Source organism: Luteococcus struthionis (assembly GCF_048595755.1).
Lineage (GTDB): Bacteria > Actinomycetota > Actinomycetes > Propionibacteriales > Propionibacteriaceae > Luteococcus.
The window spans coordinates 384,553-403,578 of the sequence record NZ_CP184360.1 but is presented as its reverse complement, the minus strand read 5'-3'; the positions used below and the strand labels follow the sequence as shown (position 1 = coordinate 403,578).

Annotated in this window: 15 protein-coding genes; 11 read left to right on the top strand and 4 right to left on the bottom strand. The window is 66.6% G+C overall.

Annotated elements, in window-relative coordinates; translation table 11 throughout:
* Nucleotides 1-30: 30 nt before the first annotated feature.
* Nucleotides 31-1,689, bottom strand: coding sequence for a DNA repair helicase XPB (locus tag ACOAMO_RS01935; protein WP_420175913.1), 1,659 nt, complete (start codon nt 1,687-1,689; stop codon nt 31-33).
* 192 nt (nt 1,690-1,881) lie between these two features.
* On the opposite strand from ACOAMO_RS01935, the gene ACOAMO_RS01930 reads away from it, so the two are divergent.
* A complete protein-coding gene (locus tag ACOAMO_RS01930) occupies nt 1,882-2,508 on the top strand; it encodes a 50S ribosomal protein L25/general stress protein Ctc (RefSeq protein WP_420175912.1) in 627 nt (208 codons plus the stop codon).
* Nucleotides 2,509-2,558: 50 nt separating this feature from the next.
* A complete protein-coding gene (pth, locus tag ACOAMO_RS01925) occupies nt 2,559-3,158 on the top strand; it encodes an aminoacyl-tRNA hydrolase (RefSeq protein ID WP_420175911.1) in 600 nt (199 codons plus the stop codon).
* Between the two features lie 13 nt (nt 3,159-3,171).
* Here pth and ACOAMO_RS01920 read toward each other — a convergent pair whose 3' ends face one another.
* From ACOAMO_RS01920 to ACOAMO_RS01910, 3 genes are all read right to left on the bottom strand, one after another.
* On the bottom strand, nt 3,172-4,566 hold the full coding sequence (locus ACOAMO_RS01920) for an FtsX-like permease family protein (protein ID WP_420175910.1): 1,395 nt from the start codon (nt 4,564-4,566) through the stop codon (nt 3,172-3,174).
* 1 nt (nt 4,567) lies between these two features.
* Nucleotides 4,568-5,317, bottom strand: a complete 750-nt coding sequence (locus ACOAMO_RS01915) for an ABC transporter ATP-binding protein (RefSeq protein ID WP_420175909.1) — start codon at nt 5,315-5,317, stop codon at nt 4,568-4,570.
* Nucleotides 5,318-5,448: 131 nt separating this feature from the next.
* A complete protein-coding gene (locus ACOAMO_RS01910) occupies nt 5,449-6,813 on the bottom strand; it encodes a glucose-6-phosphate dehydrogenase (RefSeq protein WP_420175908.1) in 1,365 nt (454 codons plus the stop codon).
* Between the two features lie 90 nt (nt 6,814-6,903).
* Between ACOAMO_RS01910 and mfd the strand changes: the two genes are divergently transcribed.
* The 9 genes from mfd to eno all read left to right on the top strand — a co-directional run bounded on the left by mfd (nt 6,904) and on the right by eno (nt 19,004).
* Nucleotides 6,904-10,506 (top strand): transcription-repair coupling factor, encoded by a 3,603-nt coding sequence (gene mfd, locus ACOAMO_RS01905; RefSeq protein ID WP_420175907.1) that lies wholly within the window; start codon nt 6,904-6,906, stop codon nt 10,504-10,506.
* A gap of 94 nt (nt 10,507-10,600) precedes the next feature.
* The gene (locus ACOAMO_RS01900) at nt 10,601-11,122 is read left to right on the top strand and encodes a hypothetical protein (protein ID WP_420175906.1); all 522 of its coding nucleotides are present in this window, start codon (nt 10,601-10,603) and stop codon (nt 11,120-11,122) included.
* 5 nt (nt 11,123-11,127) lie between these two features.
* Nucleotides 11,128-11,787 carry a MazG family protein gene (locus ACOAMO_RS01895; RefSeq protein ID WP_420176949.1) on the top strand — a complete coding sequence of 220 codons (660 nt, stop codon included), beginning with the start codon at nt 11,128-11,130 and terminating at the stop codon, nt 11,785-11,787.
* 352 nt (nt 11,788-12,139) lie between these two features.
* Nucleotides 12,140-12,838 carry a GntR family transcriptional regulator gene (locus ACOAMO_RS01890; RefSeq protein WP_420175905.1) on the top strand — a complete coding sequence of 233 codons (699 nt, stop codon included), beginning with the start codon at nt 12,140-12,142 and terminating at the stop codon, nt 12,836-12,838.
* 287 nt (nt 12,839-13,125) lie between these two features.
* Nucleotides 13,126-14,175: a 4-hydroxythreonine-4-phosphate dehydrogenase PdxA gene (locus ACOAMO_RS01885; protein WP_420175904.1), complete on the top strand. Its 1,050-nt coding sequence runs from the start codon at nt 13,126-13,128 to the stop codon at nt 14,173-14,175.
* A 52-nt stretch (nt 14,176-14,227) separates the two neighbouring features.
* Nucleotides 14,228-14,812, top strand: a complete 585-nt coding sequence (locus ACOAMO_RS01880; RefSeq protein WP_420175903.1) for a tripartite tricarboxylate transporter TctB family protein — start codon at nt 14,228-14,230, stop codon at nt 14,810-14,812.
* A 9-nt stretch (nt 14,813-14,821) separates the two neighbouring features.
* Nucleotides 14,822-16,321, top strand: coding sequence for a tripartite tricarboxylate transporter permease (locus tag ACOAMO_RS01875; protein ID WP_420175902.1), 1,500 nt, complete (start codon nt 14,822-14,824; stop codon nt 16,319-16,321).
* Nucleotides 16,322-16,428: 107 nt separating this feature from the next.
* Nucleotides 16,429-17,379, top strand: a complete 951-nt coding sequence (locus ACOAMO_RS01870; protein ID WP_420175901.1) for a tripartite tricarboxylate transporter substrate binding protein — start codon at nt 16,429-16,431, stop codon at nt 17,377-17,379.
* 341 nt (nt 17,380-17,720) lie between these two features.
* A complete protein-coding gene (eno, locus tag ACOAMO_RS01865; RefSeq protein WP_420175900.1) occupies nt 17,721-19,004 on the top strand; it encodes a phosphopyruvate hydratase in 1,284 nt (427 codons plus the stop codon).
* Nucleotides 19,005-19,026 lie beyond the last annotated feature (22 nt).

Sequence of the window (19,026 nt, the reverse complement as noted above, 5' to 3'; positions counted from 1 at the left end):
CAGGCGATGAAGAACTTGATGTGAACACTCTCAGGCAGAAGCGTCGTGCTCGCCGTCCAGCTCGTCGGCATCGACGATGCGGTAGGCATAACCCTGCTCGGCCAGGAAGCGCTGACGGTGTTGGGCGAAGTCCGCATCGGGGGTGTCGCGGCTCACCACGGCGTAGAAGCGCGCGCTGCGTCCGCCCTTGGGCCGCAGCAGACGCCCCAGTCGTTGGGCCTCCTCCTGACGGGAACCGAAGGCGCCGGAGACCTGGATCGCCACCTCGGCCGTGGGCAGGTCCAGTGAGAAGTTGGCCACCTTGCTCACCACCAGCAGCTCGATGCGGCCCTCCCGGAAGTCCTGGTAGAGCTGCTCGCGCTGCTTGGTGGTGGTGCTCCCGGTGATCAAGGGAGCGTCCAGCTCGCGTGCCAGTTCCTCCAGCTGGTCGACGTACTGGCCAATCACCAGGGTGGGCTGCCCCCGGTGTTGCTGGACGAGGCTGAGCACCACGCTCGTCTTGCTCTGGGCCGTCGCGGCCAGCCGGTAGCGAACGTCGGGCTCGGCCGTGGCCACGGCCATGCGCTCCCCGTCGTCGAGCGTGACCCGCACCTCGACGCAGTCCGCCGGCGCGATCCACCCCTGAGCCTCGATCTCCTTCCACGGGGCGTCGTACCGCTTGGGGCCGATCAGGCTGAACACGTCGCCCTCCCGGCCGTCCTCGCGCACCAGGGTGGCCGTCAACCCCAGCCGGCGCCGCGCCTGCAGGCTGGCCGTCATCCGGAAGACCGGGGCCGGCAGCAGGTGCACCTCGTCGTAGATCACCAGCCCCCAGTCCCGCGCACCGAACAGCTCCAGGTGAGGATGCACGCCCTTCCGCTTGGAGGTGATCACCTGGTAGGTCGCGATCGTGACCGGGCGCACCTCCTTCCGGCTGCCCGAGTACTCACCGATCTCGTCGGGGGTCAGGCTGGTGCGGCGCAGCAACTCGTCGCGCCACTGCCGGGCACTGACGGTGTTGGTGACCAGGATCAGCGTGGTGGCCCCGGCCAGCGCCATCGCGTCGGCGCCCACGATGGTCTTGCCCGCACCGCAGGGCAGCACCACGACTCCCGAACCGCCGTGCCAGAAGCTCTCGGCCGCCTGGTGCTGGTAGGGGCGAAGCTGCCATTCGTCCTGCACCAGCTCGATGTGGTGGCGTTCGCCATCCACGTACCCGGCAAGGTCCTCGGCCGGCCAGCCGAGCTTGAGCAACACCTGCTTGAGGTTTCCGCGTTCCGAGGGGTGCACCAGCACCGTGTCCTCGTCGATCCGCGAGCCCACCAGACCCTTCACCTTGGCCGAGCGCAGCACCTCGGTGAGCACCGCCCGGTCCGTGCTGACCAGCACCAGGCCGTGGGTGGGGTGCTTCTCGATGCGCAGACGCCCATAGCGCCCCATGGTCTCGGCAACATCCACCAGCAGCGAGCTGGCCACGGGATAGCGGCTGAAGCGCATCAGGACATCGACGACCTGCTCGGCATCATGGCCGGCCGCTCGGGCATTCCACAGTCCCAGCGGGGTCAACCGGTAGGTGTGGACGTGTTCCGGGGCGCGCTCCAGTTCCGCGAAGGGGGCGATCTCGACGCGGCAGGCATCCGCGTCGGGATGGTCGACCTCGAGCAGCAGTGTGCGATCGGACTGGACGATCAGGGGGCCGGGAGTGTTCATCGTCAGCCAGTATGCATCAGCGGCCGTAGCCGGACTTGGAGCATCCTTGGCCCTGCCTGTAGCCTTGTCGGGTTGCCTGGCGAGGGACCACTGGGTCCGTGATCGACGTGGTAAGTGATGGGTCGACGACCCGTCCTCCCTCTCTGGCTGCAGGAATTTCTGGAAGAAGCCAGATAGAGGTCGAGGAGAAACATGACTGACAACAAGATTTCCGCGCAGATTCGTACCGAGTTCGGCAAGGGTGCTGCCCGTCGCACCCGTCGCGAGGGCCTGGTCCCCGCCGTGCTGTACGGCCACGGCGCCGAGACCGTGCACCTGACCCTGCCGGGCCACGACATGATGCTGGCCCTGCGCCAGGCCAACGTGCTGCTGACCCTGTCCATCGAGGGCGAGAAGGACCAGCTGGCCCTGCCCAAGCAGGTGCAGCGCGACCCGATCACCGGCTTCCTCAAGCACGTCGACCTGCTGGTCGTCAAGCGTGGCGAGAAGGTCGTCGTCGAGGTGCCCGTCATCCTGACCGGCGAGGCCGCCCCCGAGACCTCCGTCAACCAGGACCTCACCAGCCTGGCCCTCGAGGTGGACGCCACCAACATCCCCGAGGAGATCGAGATCTCCATCGAGGGCCTGGAGGCCGGCGCCCAGATCCTGGTCTCCGACGTGCAGCTGCCGGCCGGTGCCACCGCCACCGACGAGGCCGACGCGCTGGTCGTGGGCATCAACCAGGCCCAGGAGCTCGACGTCGAGGGTGACGCCGGGGAGGGCGAGGAGTCCGAGGCTGCCGAGGGCGAGACCGACGAGGCCGCGGCCGAGGAAGAGTGATCCGACCCTTCGGGGTCTGATCCCTCACGGACGAAGTGGAGTTGGCCGACGTGACTACGTGGCTGGTGGCGGGGCTCGGGAACCCGGGCCCCGCCTACTCCAACACCCGACACAATGTCGGGTTCATGGTGGTCGACGAGCTGGCCCGCCGCGCGCGGGCCAGCTGGTCGGCTCCCCGACAGATGCGGGCCGACGTGGTCGAGACCCGCGTGTCGGCCGGGGGCATGGGCGCTCCCGGCGCAGGCGCCGCCAAGGTGGTGCTGGTCAAGCCACGCACCTTCATGAACGAGTCCGGGCAGGCCGTCGGGAAGCTGTGCGCCTTCCACAAGGTGGATGCCTCCCACGTGGTGGCCATCCACGACGAGCTCGACCTCGACCCCGGACAGCTGCGCCTCAAGCTGGGCGGTGGCGACAACGGCCACAACGGTCTCAAGAGCCTGCGCAAGCACCTGGCCACCGGTGACTACCACCGGGTGCGCTTCGGCATCGGGCGCCCGCCGGGCCGCCAAGAGGCCGCCGACTACGTCTTGGCCCAGATCCCCAAGAGCTTGCGCACAGATCTGGAGATCGAGGTGGCACGCGCCGCCGACGCGGTCGAGATGCTGGTCCTGGACGGTCTGGAGGCCGCCCAGAACCGTTACAACTCCTGAGCCCGGCCGTCGCTCAGGCCGCGACGAGGCGTGCGATGACCCGCGGCGGGGGAGTGCGCAGGCTGCCCAGCGTCGGCAGCACGGTGCAGGCCGTCGTGGCGAGCCAGATCACCAGGCTCACCCAGACCATGGTCTGCGTGGGCAGGACGACCTTGAAGGTGGGCAGCACCAGTGGCAGGGCGAGCCGCATGAAGGCCGCCACCACCAGGGTCACCACCAAGGCCTGCAGGAAGGCCGTCACCGTGACGATCGTCGCCTCGAGCACTGGCACCTGGACGCGCTGGGCAGGAGTCGCGCCCAGGATCTCGTCGAGTGCCAGTTCCGCGGTGCGCTGCCGGGCCATCATCAGCAGGGCGGAAAGACCTCCAGCCACCGAGATCGCCAGCGGTGCACCGAGCACCAGCAACAGTCCGGGCAGGTCGGTGCCGGCCATGTCGCCGCCCTCACCCATGGCCTCGAGGGTTGCCTCGAAGGACTGACCCAGGCACATCATCGAGAACAGCAGGCACATGGTCACCATCACGGGGACCACCGTGCGTTCGAGGCGGTCCATCTTGCCCAGCACCGTGTTGCGCGCCAGGTGCCAGGTGCCGCTGCGTCCGGGCACCAGCTTGGTCCAGCCGCGCGTCAGCAACCCCGTCGTGATGGGGGAGGCCTTGGCCATGAAGGTCGCCAGCAGGGGGATCAGGAAGAAGGTGGCCTGCATCACGCTCTGCACGGCGAACTTCTCGTCGTCCATGGTGCGCACCTTCGGGGTAGCCCAGAAGATCAGGCCGACGAGTCCGGCGATGAGCCCGCACCAGACCACCCGCCCGACCGTGCCCTTGCGCTTTCCGCTCTCGGCGGTCGACTGGCGAAGGGCCTCGACCGGCGGGATGCGGGTGGCGCGGAGCGCGGCCCGCAGGCCACCGAGCATCGCCACCGCAGCACAGGCCAGATTGGCCATCAGGATGGACACCGGCGCCGCCGCGGCGGGGATCTTCTCCATGCCCTGGTTTGCCGCATGGGCGTCGAGCACGGGCTGCACGCAGGGCAACGCCAGCAGGTCGCCGAGGATGGCGCACACCAGCGAGACGACGGCCAGCTGGACCATCAGGGTGCCGACGACGTGGCGCGGTGCGGCGCCGGCCAGTTGCAGCCGGGCGATCGAACCGCGTCGCGAGCCGATGACCAGCCCGGTGACGGTGCCGATCACAAGCAGGCCGACCATGGTGCTGATCACGTAGTTGAGCCCGATGGCGGCGTCATTGGTCATGACGTCGTCGGGCCGGGCCAGCGCCACGCCGTCCATGGCGGCCTGGCAGGAGGCGGTCACGGCGAAGACCCAGTTGACCACGATGAAGGTGAGGCTGACGCTCAGCCAGGAGGTCCAGGAGCCGCGCAGTTCGGCAATGTGCAGGTGGCGCATCTCAGCCCTCCACGAGTCGGTTGAGGGTCTCGGCCACCTGGTCGCGGGTGGGGCGCAGCATCTCCTGCACCAGGACGCCGTCGCGCATGAACAGCACCCGATCGCAGCGGCTTGCGACGACGGGATCGTGGGTGACCATCAGGACGCACTGGCCGGGATTGTGGGCGATCCGCTCGATCTCGTCGAGCACCAGGCGCCCGGTGCGGGTGTCCAGGGCGCCGGTGGGCTCGTCGGCGAAGACGATGCGGGGCTGCTGGGCGATCACCCGCGAGAGCGCGACGCGCTGCTGCTCGCCGCCCGAGAGGGTGTTGGGAAGCTTGGGGGCCAGCTCCTCGATGCCCATGGCCGTCATGGTCCTCATGATCAGTTCTCGATCGGGCCGCTGTCGGTTGAGCCGCCACGGCAGGGCGATGTTCTCGTAGGCCGAGAGGGTGGGCACCAGGTTGTACTGCTGGAAGACGAAACCGACGCTGCTGCGCCGCATTCGCGCAAGCGCGGCACGATTGAGCTGGGCCAGGGGTGTTGCGTCGATGACCACCTCACCGCTGGTGGACTGCTCCAGGCCGGCCAGGCAGTAGAGCAGGGTCGACTTCCCGGAACCCGACTGGCCCATGATCGCCACCAGCTCACCCGGCTGCACGGCAACGTCGACGCCATGCAGGATCTGCACCTGCCGTGACCCGACCTGGAAGGACTTGGTGATCTTGGTGCCACTGATCAAGGGCAGCAGGGTCTCTGGTGGGGTGGTCATGATCTTCTCCTGGTAGGCGTTGATCATGACGCTACGCAGGTTGCCGGCGGGTCACATCCCGCCTGCGTCACGCATTGCGAAGGCCCCACCCATGACCGGGGTCATGGGTGGGGCCAGGCAGGACGGCAGGGTCACTTCCAGTTGTTCGGGCCCGACGAGCCGGCGCGGTACTCGTCCATCGGGACGCGGTCCTCGGTCCAGGCCTCGACGACCGGGCTGACGATCCGCCAGCACTCCTCGGCGATGTCACCGCGCACACTGAGCAGGGGGTCACCGTCGAGGATGCCTTCGAGGATTTCGCCATAGGGCCGCACCGCGCTGCTGCCCAGCTCGGTGAACAGCACCGAGTCCTCCAGGTCGAGCACGTCACCCTCGCCATTGGTGGTGATTCCCAGCGCGATGTTCTCCGGCTTCATGCCGATGCTGATCACGTTCGGGGTGGGCACATTGGTGAAGCCCTCGGGCACGTGCGGCACGGGCTTGAAGACCACGGTGATGCCATTGCGGCCATCGCCCAGCGCCTTGCCGCTGCGCAGCCGGATCGGCACACCGGCCCACCGCGAGGTCTTGATCCGCACCGTGATCTCGGCCAGGGTCTCGGTGCAGTTGGCGGCGTCGACGCCCGGTTCGTCGACGTAGTTGGGGATCTCACGGCCGGCGATGGAGCCTGCCGTGTAGCGGGCGCGACGCGAATCGGCCACCGGGTCATTGCTCCACAGCTCGGTGGCGCGCAGCACGTGGGCCATCAGGTCGCGCAGTTCCAGCTCGTCGAGGCGGGCCGGCTCCTCCATGGCGAACATGGCCAGCACCAGCAGCAGGTGGCTCTGGATCATGTCCTTCATGGCGCCTGCGCGGTCGTAGTAGCCGGCGCGCCCCTCCAGGGCGAGGACCTCGTCGGTGACGATGTTGACGTGGTCGATGTTGTTGGCGTCCCAGATCGGCTCGAAGATGCGGTTGGCGAAGCGCAGGCCCAACAGGTTGAGCACGGTCGCCTTGCCCAGGAAGTGGTCGACGCGGAAGATCTGGCGTTCCGGCACGATCTGGCCCAGCAGTTGGTTGAGCTCGCGGGCACTGTCGAGGTCTGCGCCGAAGGGCTTCTCCAGCGCGAGCCGCAGGTTCTCGGGCGTCTCGATCGTGGTCAGCGCCTGGCAGGCCTTGATGGTGACGGTGGGCGGCAGGGCGAAGTAGAGCACGGGATCGCTGGGCAGGTCGTCCAGCAGCGCCTTCAGTTCGTCGCCATTGGTGACGTCCAGCTTCACGTAGCGCGTGGTGGACAGCACCTGGTCGATGCGGGACTGGGGGCAGTCGCTCTCGGCCAGCGCCGTGCGCACGATCTCCTTCCACTCCTCCTCGCCCAGGTCCTCCATCGCCGCGCCCACCAGGGTGAGGTCGGGGCGGGAGTTCTGTTTCAGCAGGGTTCCGAGGCCGGGCAGCAGGAGCCGGTGGGTGAGGTCGCCGGAGGCGCCCAGGATGACGAGGGATGCTGGATTGCTCACACCAGCGACTCTAGCGACCGTGGGCGAACGCCGGCCCCAGCACGCCTGCGGCGCAGGCTGGGCATTGTCCCGGCCGGGTAGATTTGTCGGGTGACTCTGACTGGTGTGACTGATCTGCTGGCCGACGATCCGGTGCTCTCCGGGGTGATCGGGCGGGCCTCGGCCACCCCCACCCTGGACATCACTGCCCCGGCCGAGGCGCGCGCCGCCTTGGCCGCCACCGTGGCGCGTCGGGTGGGGCGCATGGTGCTGCTGGTCACCAGCACCTACCGCGAGGCCGAACAGCTGGTCGCGGAGCTGTCCAGCTGGGCCGGTGAGCAGGAGGTGGCCTACTACCCCGCCTGGGAGACGCTCCCGCACGAGCGGTTGAGCCCGCGTAGTGACACGGTGGGCCGGCGGCTCTCGGTGCTGCGCCGCTTGGCGGGCAAGGACCCGCTGCCGGCGCCCTCCATCGTCGTGGCGCCGGTGCGTTCGGTGCTGCAGCCGCAGGTGAAGGGGCTTGCGGAGCTGACCCCGGTGCACATCGTGACCGGCCAGGAATACGACATCGGTGCGCTCTCGCAGGCGCTGGTGGGTGCCGCCTACAACCGGGTGGACCTGGTGGAGCGACGCGGTGAGTTCGCCGTGCGCGGCGGCATCGTCGACGTCTTCCCACCCACCGAGGAACACCCGGTGCGCATCGACTTCTTCGGCGACGAGGTTGACGAGATCCGCCATTTCACGGTCGCCGACCAGCGCTCCATGCCCAGCACCATCACGCAGGTGGTGGCCTCGCCGTGCCGCGAGCTCTTGCTGGACGACTCGGTGCGGGCCCGTGCCCGCGAGCTGCTGCTAGCGCACCCGGAGCTGGCGGAGATGCTCGACAAGCTCGCCGACGGTCACGCGGTGGAGGGCATGGAGGCGCTCACCCCGGCCCTGGTCGACGGCCTGGAACTGCTGGTGGACGTGCTGCCCGCCGACGCCGTGGTGTTGGTCAGCGATCCGGAACTGGTGCGCACCCGCGCCCAGGACCTGGTGCAGACCAGCCAGGAATTCCTGCACGCCTCGTGGGCGGCGGCCGCCGCCGGTGGCAAGGCCCCGATCGACCTGGGTGCGTCGGCCTACTGGAACCTGGCCGACGTGCGGGCCCATGCCTTGGGCCGCGGCCAGGCGTGGTGGAGCCTGTCGAGCTTCCAGGCGATGCCCGACGAACCCGGCCAGGAGACCGAGGGGGAGCTGGGCCACCTGACGGTGACCGGTGTGGACTCGCATGCCCTGGGCTGGAAGGCGGCCGAGCGCTGGAAGGGTGACACGGAGGGGGCCGTCGCGGAGATCGGCCAGGCCGTCACGGCCGGCGACGCGGTGGTGCTCAGCGTCGAGGGCAAGGGGCTGGCGAGCCGCATGCACGAGGTGCTCACCGACCACGAGATCGGGTCCCACGTCGCCGACGCGCTGGTGGAGGCTCCGCAGCCGGGCACCGTCACCATCGTCCCCACCACCCAGCGGCACGGGTTCCGGGTTCCCAGCAAGGCCTTCAGCCTGTTCACCACGGCAGACCTGGCCGGCAACAAGGCCGCCGACAAGTCCGAACGCAAGATGCCCAGCCGCCGCAAGAACCAGATCAGCCCGCTGGAGCTGAAGGCGGGCGATCCGGTGGTGCACGAGCAGCACGGCGTGGGGCGCTATGTGGAGATGGTGCAGCGCACGGTGGGCGGCTCCACCCGCGAGTACCTGGTGATCGAGTACGCCCCCAGCAAGCGCGGCCAGCCCGGCGACCGGCTCTTCGTCCCGATGGACCAGCTCGACCTGGTGACCCGTTACGTGGGTGGCGAGTCTCCCACGCTCGACAAGATGGGCGGCGCCGACTGGAACAAGCGCAAGTCCCGCGCCCGCAAGGCGGTCAGGCAGATCGCCGCCGAATTGATCAAGCTCTACGCCGCACGGCAGGCCACCCGGGGTCATGCCTTCGGGCCGGACACCGCGTGGCAGCGCGAGCTGGAGGATGCCTTCAACTACGTCGAGACCCCCGACCAGCTGGCCTGCATTCAGGAGGTCAAGCAGGACATGGAGCAGGTGGTCCCGATGGATCGCCTGATCTGTGGCGACGTGGGTTACGGCAAGACCGAAATCGCCGTGCGTGCCGCCTTCAAGGCCGTGCAGGACGGCAAGCAGGTGGCAATCCTGGTGCCGACCACGCTGCTGGTGACCCAGCACCACGCCACCTTCGCCGAGCGCTACGCCGGCTTCCCGGTGCACGTGGCGCAGCTGTCGCGTTTCCAGACCGAGGCGGAGTCGAAGGCGGTCAAGGACGGCATCGCCTCCGGCAAGGTGGACGTGGTGGTGGGAACCCACCGGCTGTTCAGCGGCGAGGTGCAGTTCAAGGACCTGGGCCTGGTGATCATCGACGAGGAGCAGCGCTTCGGCGTGGAGCACAAGGAGGCGTTGAAGAAGCTGCGCCTCAACGTCGACGTGCTGGCGATGAGCGCCACGCCCATCCCGCGCACCCTGGAGATGGCCATCACCGGCATCCGCGAGATGAGCGTGATCGCCACCCCACCGGAGGAGCGCCACCCGGTGTTGACCTTCGCCGGCCCCTATGACGAGGCCCAGGTGGTGGCCGCGGTGCGACGCGAGCTGGCCCGTGAGGGGCAGGTCTTCTACGTGCACAACCGGGTGCAGTCGATCGAGAAGACCGCTGCGCGCTTGCGCGAACTGGTGCCGGAGGCCCGCATCGTGACCGCCCACGGCCAGATGAACGAGCACCAGCTCGAGGACGTGATGCAACAATTCCTCGATCGCCAGGCCGACGTGCTGGTCTCCACCACAATCGTCGAGGCGGGCATCGACATCGCCACCGCCAACACCCTGCTGATCGAACGCGCCGACCTGATGGGCCTGAGCCAGCTGCACCAGCTGCGTGGACGTGTGGGCCGTGGCCGGGAACGCGGCTATGCCTACTTCCTGTACCCGCCGGAGAAGCCACTCACCGAGACCGCCCATGACCGGTTGGCGACGATGGCGGCGCACACCGACCTGGGTGCGGGCATGCAGATCGCGATGAAGGACCTGGAGATCCGTGGTGCCGGCAACCTGCTGGGTGGCGAGCAGTCGGGCCACATCGCCGACGTCGGTTTCGACCTGTACATCCGCCTGGTGGGGGAGGCCGTCGCCGACTTCCGCGGTGACGGGGAGGCCGAACCGGAGCCGGAGATGCGCATCGAGCTGCCGGTGGACGCGAACCTGCCGAATGACTACGTCGAGTCGGAGCGCCTGCGCCTGGAGATGTACAAGCGGTTGGCCGAGGTGCGCACCGTGGACGACATCGTCGAGGTGCGGGCGGAGCTGACCGACCGCTACGGCGAACTGCCCGGGCCCACCGAGGTCCTGCTGGAGGTGGCACGTTTCCGTTTGCTGTGCCGCAGCGTGGGCATCACCGAGGTGGTGGGGCAGGGCAACAACATCCGCTTCAGCCCGGTGGGTGAACTGCCCGAGTCCAGGCAGCTGCGCCTGGAGCGCCTCTATCCCGGCAGCGTCATCAAGCGGCAGGCCGGCTTCCTGCTGGTGCCGCGCCCCACCACCGCGCCGGTCACCGGCAAGCCCGTCGTGGGCCGGGGACTGTTGGAGTGGGCCACCCGCGTGGTGGTGGACATCTTCGGCGCCACTCCGCTGCCCGAGCTCGAGCTCGAGCAGCGTGGGTCCGCCCCGCAGGGATGAACGAGCCCTGCGATCGGCGGTCATCGGGTGTGGTTAGAATCGCTGGGTCAGCCCAGCCCCTCTGGCCAGGGCGTCGTCGGGAAGGAAGACCTTGATGAAGTTGGCACGCCTCGTTGTTCCCATGGCCGCTCTGGCACTGTTTGCCGGTTGTTCCACCCCCACCGGTGGCACCGCCTTCGAGGTGGCCGGCCAGCGGGTGTCGATGGCCCAGGTGGAGGACGCCGCCGCCGGCTGTGCCGGGCTGGTGCAGCAGGACTCGCAGGCCCTGACCGGTGAGGTGGCCCGGATGATGCTCTCCGGCCAGCTGGCCGAGGCCGTGGCCGAGAAGACCTCCACCGCGGTGGACCCGGCCAAGCGCAGCCAGGCCCTCAAGCAGCTGCAGGGCGAGGAGCTGCTGGCCGACGAGGACTGCGCCGTCGCCGTCAACGGCTTCGCCGACTATGCGGTGATCAACCAGGAACTCGGCCAGGACAAGGTGCGCAGCGCCATCAAGTCGCTCGACGTCGAGGTGAACCCCCGCTTCGGCGGTTGGGACGAGGCCCGCGGCACCTTCAGCGGCACCTCGGGTTCGCTGTCGATGGAGGACATCAGCAGCGGCGAGATCCTCGGCCGTTGACCCGGATGACCGCGCAGCCGCCCGCCCCCGGGCAGCCCGAGCTCGGTGAGGACTCCCAGCTGGCACGTCTGGTGCGCATCATGCACCAGCTGCGCAGCGGATGCCCCTGGGACGCCGAACAGACCCATCGCAGCCTGGCCACCTATCTGGTGGAGGAGACCGGCGAGGTGCTGGACGCGATCGAGGCCGGCGACGACACCGACCTGCGCGAGGAACTCGGCGACCTGTTGCTGCAGGTCGTCTTCCACAGCGAGATCGCCGCTGGTGAGGGCCGCTTCACGATCGAGGACGTGGCCGCCGGGATCAGCGACAAGCTGGTGCGCCGCCACCCCTATGTCTTCGACCAGGGCAGCCAGCCGCCCGACGACATCGACGCCTCCTGGGAAGCCCGCAAGCGGGCCGAGAAGGGCCGAACCTCCGCGCTGGAGGGGATCGCCGAGCACCTGTCGGTGCTGGCACGCGCCACCAAGGTGACCTCGCGCTCGCGCAACCACCACGTCGGGGTCGCCATGGACGACGAGCCGATCGGCGCGGACGAGGTGGGCCAGCAGATCCTGTCGCTGGTGCAACGTGCCCAGGCCAGTGGGGTCGATGCCGACCAGGCCACCCGTGACGCCCTGCGCGCCTTCGAGCGACGCGTCATCGAGGCCGAGGCGACGGGCTGAAGATGGTGGCACAGCAAGAGGTGGCGCTCGAACCGGGAGGCCGTGGTGCTAAGTCCTCGGAGTGTCAAGGGGGCTTGAGGATCGGATAGTTCGCCAGGAGCTGCACCAGCGCGTGCTGCGGATCGCGCTGCAGCTGAGGTACCCGCCCAACGACCAAAGCCAATCCATGCCACACAGCGCAGGCTGGTGGGTAGCGACCTTCCCTCCGTTCTTTCGGGCAGCCTGCGTTAGGTGTATCGCGCGGGCTAGTTGCCATGCTTGACGATCAAGTGCATCTAGGATTCGGTACTGTATTTGCCGCCCAGATTCCGAGAATATAATATTTTCTAGAGAGAAAACCCGAGGAGGGTTCATGGACGCCACTATGGGGGGCCCGTTCAGTCGTGAGAACCGGATCGGCCTGTCCGCCCGCGTCCAAGCGGCTTTGTCGGAACTCATCGTCGCCGGAATCTTGGCGCCTGACCAACCTCTGCGCATAGACGCACTCTCCACTCGGCTCGGTGTCTCGGCCACTCCCGTGCGGGAAGCGCTCGTGCGGATGGAGGCGAGTGGCATTGTGACAAGGGAGACCAACAAGGGCTTCCGGGTAGCTCCACGGCTGGATCCCCACGATCTCGACGATCTCTTCGAGGCTCGCATCACCCTTGAGGCGCGCTTGGCCCAATTGGCCTGCCAGCATGTTTCTTCTGCCATGTTGGAAGGGATGGAGGAGGCCTTGGAGGCGCAGCGAAGCCTGAGTCAAGACGGTAGCCTGGAAGCCTTCGCGGGTTTTCTTGAGGCGGATCGTCGCTTCCACGGGCTCATCGCCGAGGCGGCCAGCAATCGGTTCCTCAGTACGGCGCTCGAATCCCTGGGTAGCCATGTCCAGCGCTATCGTTCCTTCGATGAGCATGTGGTCACCGACCGCCAAGAGACGCTCGTGGAGCACAGGGCCATCCTCGATGCGGTGGCCGCAGCCAATCCCCGGGCTGCAGAACTGGCGATGACGATGCACCTGTCCAATCTGCGCGGCCGTGTCCAATTGGAGCGTCAGGGCCGTCCCGCCAGCTAGGCCAACACCACGAGTCGACCTCGCAATTCCTCCTCTCACTACCTGCAACATCGGCTCCGCGTGATGCTCTGACTCGCTTCGATGTCATGAGCAGGGGGGTGGCGATGCCCACACCTGGGGCAGGGGCGCCGCGGCAAGCGATGATCGTCGGACTGCCGAAGATGCCCAGCCGGAGGGTGGAGAATCCTGTGTCCGGACATCTTGGGTGATGTGGGTGTCCCGTTTCATCAGACCGGGATGCATCGTCGAGACCTCTTGCAAAACCCGGTAGGATATATAATATGTAGATGAGCGCCGTTGCTCACGGTGTCGCTATCAACCAACGGAGGTTCGATATGATCCCGCGTCTGCCACGCATTGCACTCGTCATGGGAGACCCGTCCGGGGTCGGTCCCGAACTCGCAACCCGCGTGCTTGCTGTTCCGGCAAATCTCGCCTCTGCCGAGCTCCACGTCCTCGCGAGTCGGACCGAAGTAGAAGCTGCCGCCGTCGAGGCCGGCGTCAGCGTCCCCATCGCCGACCAGCCCGGCGCCGGACGCGTGGTGTGCGTCGGGAGTGAGCGTGCCGACGTTGCTGTGGAGCGCGGCAAGCCCAGCATCGAGGGAGGGTTGCGCGTCAAGGTAGACCTTCTGGCGGCACTCGCGATGTTCCAGCGGGGCGAGGTGGACGCCATCATGTTCACACCACTCAACAAATCCGCGTTGCATGATGCAGGAATGCACGAGGAGGACGAGCTGCGTTGGTTCGCCAAAACCCTTGGCTACGAGGGCTTCACGAGCGAGCTCAACCTTCTTCCCAATCTCACAACGGCCCGTGTGACGAGCCACATTGGAATCGCCGACGTCGCGCCGCTGATCAAGACAGAGCGCTGCATCGACGCCATCCACCTCCTCCACGATGTCCTCATGGCCGACGGCAAGGAGAACCCCCGAATCCTCGTCTGTGCCCTCAATCCCCACGGCGGAGAGAATGGTCAGTTCGGTCGCGAGGAGATCGATGAGATTGCTCCTGCTGTGAAGCAGGTGCAGGGAGAAGGCCTGAACGTCGAAGGTCCCTACCCGTCCGACACCCTGTTCCTGCGGGCCCGCGACGGTGGCGCAGACGGGGTCGTGACGATGTACCACGACCAGGGCCAGATCGCCATCAAGTTGCTGGGTTTCGACCAGGGCGTCACCGTCCAGGGCGGGTTGCCAGTCCCGATCTGTACCCCCGCCCACGGAACGGCCTACGACCTCGTTGGCACAGGAAAGGCATCCTTGGGTCCGACCCAGCGCGCCTTCGACGTCTGCTTGGGCCTGGCACGTCAGAACATTGCCCGAGCGGACGCACGCGCATGACCTCGGCAAACAATGCCATCGACCTCTACCGTCTCGTCATCGAGGTGCCAGCATGAGCTCCTTGCACGTGGCCCCGCAGCAGGGCCTCCTGGCGAGACTGGGGCCGTGGCTCATGCGTGCAGCGCTGATCGTCGTCGGATTGGTCTCCTTGATTGGTGGCCTGCAGTACGGTCCCAAGACGCCAGAGGGCCTGGTCGGCCCCGGCTTTGTTCCCGTCGTCGCTGGCGGCCTCATCCTGTTGGCCAGCGCGTGGGACGTCATGGTCGCGATGCTTGAGGCCAAGCAACACGCAGACGAAAGGGGCGAGGGCGCCACACTCGAGGCTGTGGCTGATTCCGCCACTGCCGCTGGGGCAGCGCCTGCCGAGGAACTCGACGCCATGGGCCGCACGGAGAAGCAGCGTAACCGAGCCGTCGTGCTCGTCTTCGCGATCCTTGCCACCATGGTGTTGCTTGTCAACCTCATAGGACTGCTGCTCTCGCTGACGCTCATGGTGATTGTCTTGCTTTGGTTCATCGAGAAGAAGAAGTGGTGGCAGGCCTTGCTTGGCGGTGCCCTCGCTCTTGCGTTCGGATTCCTCGTTTTTGGGATCTTGCTCGAGGTTCCCCTGCCCGCTGGCCTGCTCGGCCTCATCTAAGGATCTCCCATGCTCGATCACCTCATCATGGGCTTCCAGGCCTCCCTCACCTTCACCAATCTGCTGTGGTGCTTCGTCGGCGTCGTCTCAGGCACTGTGATCGGTATGCTTCCTGGTCTGGGCGCGACCACAGGCGTCGCGATCCTGCTGCCGCTCACCCTGACGATGGACCCGCTGACCGCCCTCATCATGCTGGCGGGCATCTATTACGGCTGTCAGTACGGCGGCACGATCGCGGCCGTTCTCATCGCCACCCCGGGTGACGCGAACGCAATCGCCACTGTCATCGACGGCTATGCCCTTGCCCGCAAGGGGAAAGCGGGGACCGCTCTAGCCATCGCCGCCATCGGTTCATTCATCGCCGCCATCATCTCGCTCCTCCTGCTAATGGCCGTGGCTGCCCCCATCGCAGCGGCAGCCCTGCACTTCGGCCCTCCTGAGATGCTCGCGATCATGGTGATGGGCCTGTTGACGATCATCTCGTTCTCCGGTGACAACCTTCGCAAGGGCCTGATCATGGCCGGCCTTGGCCTTTTCCTTGCAACAGTGGGCATCTCTTCGGGATTTACAGCGGCGCGCTTCTCCTTCGGCAATGTGGACCTGTTGGCTGGCGTCGACTTCGTCGTCGTCATGATCGGCATTTTCGCCATCGGCGAGGTGATCTCCCAGCTCGGCGCCGGTGGCACTGAACCGATCCGCACACGTATGAAGGACATGGTCATCAAGCCTGGCGAGGTGAAGCAAGCGCTTCCGTCTATTCTGCGCGGTTCAGGCATTGGTTTTGGTCTGGGCACTCTCCCCGGTGCCGGTTCGACGCTTGCGGCGCTTGTCGCCTACTCGATCGAGAAGCAGGTCAGCCGGCGTGGCGAGACGTTCGGTCACGGCGCAATTGAAGGCGTCGCGGCCTCGGAATCGGCCAACAACGCGGCCGCCAACGCTAATTTCATCCCGACCCTCGCCCTTGGAGTCCCCGGCGGTGCGACGACGGCCGTTCTTCTCGGAGCCTTCGTCATGTACGGCATCCAGCCCGGGCCGCTGCTGTTCTCCAGTCAGCCGCAACTGGTGTGGGGATTGTTGACGTCGTTCTTCATCGGCAATGTCATCCTGCTCGTGCTCAACCTGCCGCTCGCACCTGTGTTCGCCCAGGCTCTCCGTCTGCCGTATTCCTACCTCTACCCGGCCATCATCTTCTTCAGCGTCCTGGGCGCCTTCGCTGTGCAGAACAACCCCTTCGCGCTGACGGTACTGCTGGTCGCGGGCATCGTGGGCTACTTGCTCAAGAAGTACGACTACCCGACGGCGCCCCTCATTCTGGGCCTTGTGCTGGGGCCGATGTTGGAGAAGGCACTCAATCAGACCTCGTCCTATGCCAAGGGCGACCTCACCATCATCTTCCGGCACCCGATCTCACTCGGCATCCTCGTTGCCACCCTTCTCATCATGCTGCTCCCGGCATTGATCAAGCGCATTACCCACCGGCATCACCACAGCGAGGAGGCTGCCATCTGAAGTCCTCCAGGGCCCGTCTCTGACCGCACAAAACCTGACCAACTCACGTAACAACGATGTTCAAGAAAGTGGGTCATTTCATGACTAGGCATTCCAAGATTGCCGCGATGACGCTCGCATCCCTCTTGGCCCTCTCTGCCTGTGGCGGGAGTGGCAGCGACTCATCGTCTGGCGCAGGCGACAAGTTCAACCCGGGAAACCGGCTGACGATGATCGTCCCGATGTCGGCCGGCGGCGGCTCGGACATCGCCGGCCGAGCCATTGCGAAGGGTTTTGAGGGGGTGACGAAGAAGACCATCTCCGTGGAGAACAAGCCGGGCGGGGGCGGCGCCGTGGGATACGGCGCCTTCATGGGCAACAAGGGCAGCGCCTCGCATCTCCTCTCCACCGAGACCGCATTGGTGAACCTGCCGCTCACGCAGAAGGTGCCGTTCACTTGGCGCTCCTTCACGCCGATCATGAAGGTCGGTCAGGACTCGACGATCGTTGTTGTCCCCACTGCCTCTAAGTACAAGACCTGCAAGGAGGTCGTCGATGCGGCCAAGTCCGGCGCGGTTCGCGTGTCGGTCTCCGGCGGCGCTACCGGCAACGACGCCATCCAGTTCTCCCTGATCGAGAAGGACCAGGGCGTGAAATTTCAGCGGGTCCCATATGAGTCGGGCGGCGAGGCCATCGCAGCCGTGCTCGGTGGTCATGTGGACGTCGCCTTGGCAAATCCGGGTGAGGTCATGGGGCAGTTGGACGCCAAGGAGGTGCGCGGCCTTTGCATGATTGGCGAGGAGCGCTACACCTACGACAAACTCAAGGACATTCCGACGACCGTCGAGCAGGGCATCAACGTGACCTTCGCGCAGTTCCGTGGAGTCATCGCACCCGGTGACATCAAGCCGGAAGCCAAGGACTACTGGGTCGCTAAGGCCAAGGAGTACGCGGCGTCGACGTCCTTCGAAGAGTACATGGAGAAGAATTACATGCAGACCGATCCGAAGTTTGGCGACGACTTCGCGAACTACCTCGAGACCTACGAGCAGGAACTGAAGAAGGGTCTCGGCAAGTGAGTCGATACTGCCACGCGTTCGGGCGGCTTTGCTGAAATTGACCAGTGGCCCAAATTCGCTCCCATCTTGAGGCAGGAGTTTGTCGGAGACCCACTGCCCGGCAGTATCGAGAGCGCCGGCGGGGTGGCTGGGTCCAGGCACGCCGAGGCCGCGCTAGGCGGCCAAGGCCCTGCCCCAGCACGTTTGCGGGGCCGGGCTAGGCGTAGTGGCCACCCGCGAGGTGACCAACAGGTGACCACGTGGCGAACCGAGGCCCGCAATGCTTGGGCCCCCGTTGCCCTGTGCTGGGGGAACGCTAGGCTGACAGTGGAAAATCTTCCATCTTGCGAAAGGCAGATCAGATGGCAACCATCGAATTCATTGACGCCCGGGAAATCCTGGACTCCCGCGGTAACCCCACGGTCGAGGTGCAGGTCATCCTTGACGACGGTGCCGAGGGCCGCGCTGCGGTTCCCTCCGGTGCCTCCACCGGCGCCTTCGAGGCCGTCGAGCTGCGTGACGGCGACAAGGCTCGCTACGACGGCAAGGGCGTCCTGACTGCTGTCGAGAACGTCATCGAAACCATCGGTGAAGAGGTCCTGGGCTTCGAGGCCACCGAGCAGCGTCTGCTCGACCAGGCCATGCTGGAGCTGGACGGCACCGACAACAAGGCCAAGCTGGGCGCCAACGCGATCCTGGGTGTCTCGCTGGCCGTCGCGCACGCCGCTGCCGAGTCGGCCGGTCTGCCCCTGTACCGCTACCTGGGCGGCCCCACCGCCAATGTGCTGCCCGTCCCGATGATGAACATCCTCAACGGTGGCTCGCACGCCGACAGCAATGTCGACATCCAGGAGTTCATGATCGCCCCGATCGGCGCCACCAGCTTCAAGGAGGCCCTGCAGCACGGCGCTCAGGTCTACCACGCCCTGAAGTCGGTGCTGAAGGAGAAGGGCCTGGCCACCGGTCTGGGTGACGAGGGTGGTTTCGCCCCCAACCTGGAGAGCAACCGCGCCGCCCTGGAGCTGATCGTCGAGGCCATCAAGAAGGCCGGCTTCGAGCCCGGCAAGCAGATCGCCCTGGCCCTGGACGTTGCCGCCAGCGAGTTCTACAACGAGGACGGCACCTACAACTTCGAGGGCGGCAAGAAGAGCGCCGACGAGATGATCGCCTACTACGAGCAGCTCGTGGCCGACTTCCCGATGGTCTCCATCGAGGACCCGCTGAACGAGGACGACTGGGAAGGCTGGAAGAAGATCACCGCCGCCCTGGGCGAGAAGGTGCAGCTGGTGGGCGACGACCTGTTCGTCACCAATGTCGAGCGCCTGAAGAAGGGCATCGACGAGGGCGCCGGCAACGCGCTGCTGGTGAAGGTGAACCAGATTGGTTCGCTGACCGAGACCGTCGACGCCGTGAACATGGCCCACCGTGCCGGCTTCCGTTCGATGATGTCGCACCGCTCGGGCGAGACCGAGGACGTCACCATCGCCGACCTGGCCGTCGCGCTGAGCTGTGGCCAGATCAAGTCGGGCGCCCCGGCCCGTTCGGAGCGCGTGGCCAAGTACAACCAGCTGCTGCGCATCGAGGAGGACCTGGACGACGCCGCGAGCTACGCCGGCGCCTCCGCCTTCCCGCGTTTCAAGGCCTGAGCACTGCTCGGAACCTGTAACA